Consider the following 1,206-nt stretch of genomic DNA (forward strand, 5'->3'; position numbering starts at 1 on the left):
ATTACCGTCGGCGCGCGCCGCATGCTGCAGGGAGCCTTGCTGTTGCTGGCGGCAGCATTGGTCGCCAGTGCCCTCGCGCCGACGGTAATGGCGCTAGTGGCATCTCAGCTCGTTGCCGGCGTCGCCGCCGGCATCGCCATGCCGGCGATCTATGCCAGCTCGGCGGCGATCGCGCCGCCCGGCCGCGAGAGCGGCACCATCGGCGTGGTGCTGACCGGCTGGACGCTTTCGATGGTCGCCGGCGTCTCGCTGTCGGCGGTGATCGCCGACCTCATCCACTGGCGCGCCGTCTTCGCGGCCGTAGCGCTGCTGGCGGGAGCGGCTGTTGCCGGCCTGGCGATGAGTTCGCTGCACGACACCAGGAAAAGCGGCCCCGCGCCGTCGCCGCTCGGCGCGCTCGCCGTTCCCGGCATCGTCCCGCTGCTTATCGCCTGCGGCGCCTTCATGACCGCGTTTTACGGCGTCTACGGCTATCTCGGCGATCATCTCCATGAAGCTCTCGGCGAGCCGGTCAGCGCCAACGGCCTGGCGGCCATCGCGTATGGCCTCGGCTTCGGCGCGGCGGCTCTGCTCGACGGCGTCATAGACCGGCTCGGCGCTCGCCGCGTCATGCCCTTCGCCTATCTGCTGGTCGCCGCCGTCTATGTCGCGATTGCCCTGACGAGCACCGGCTTCGGCCTGCTGATCGCGACGATCGCCGTCTGGGGCCTTGCCAACCATTTCGGACTGAACGTGCTGGTCATGCGCCTCACCGCGCTCGATCCCTCGCGGCGCGGCACCATCATGGGCCTGAACAGCGCGGTCACCTATCTCGCCGTCACCGTCGGCACCGCGGGCTTCGGCCCGCTCTACACGGGGCTCGGCTTCGCCAATTGCGCGCTGATCGCGGCCGGGCTGATGCTGGTGGCGGCGGGCGCAGCGGCATGGCGTTCATCCGCCCGGCAATAGGCTTGCATCTGCGTTCGCACCTTCGCTAAGGCTGGCTTGCGAACCGGAGCGGAAGCGCGATGAAGACGAGCCTCGAGATCACCGCCGAGCCCTTGCCGCAGGACCTCGCTTTCCTGAGCGGGAGCCTCACCGCCTTCAACGATGCCGATGTCGGCGCGTCGGGCCGAAAGCCGCTGGCGGTTTTCGTGCGCGACGAGCATGGCGCCGTCGTTGCCGGCATTTCCGGCTATACCGCCTGGGGCTGGCTTTATGTGCAGT

The 1,206-nt window shown here is 69.0% G+C and carries 1 protein-coding gene and 1 pseudogene; both read left to right on the forward strand.

The genetic code is table 11. The features are described from left to right. A partial coding sequence (locus EOD07_RS35035) for an MFS transporter (RefSeq protein ID WP_164772874.1) occupies window positions 1-948 on the forward strand: 948 nt, incomplete at its 5' end. Window positions 949-1,007: 59 nt separating this feature from the next. Then, a pseudogene (locus EOD07_RS35040) lies at window positions 1,008-1,206 on the forward strand (GNAT family N-acetyltransferase); the annotation flags it as partial.

It is taken from the genome of Mesorhizobium sp. M2C.T.Ca.TU.002.02.1.1, from assembly GCF_003997225.1.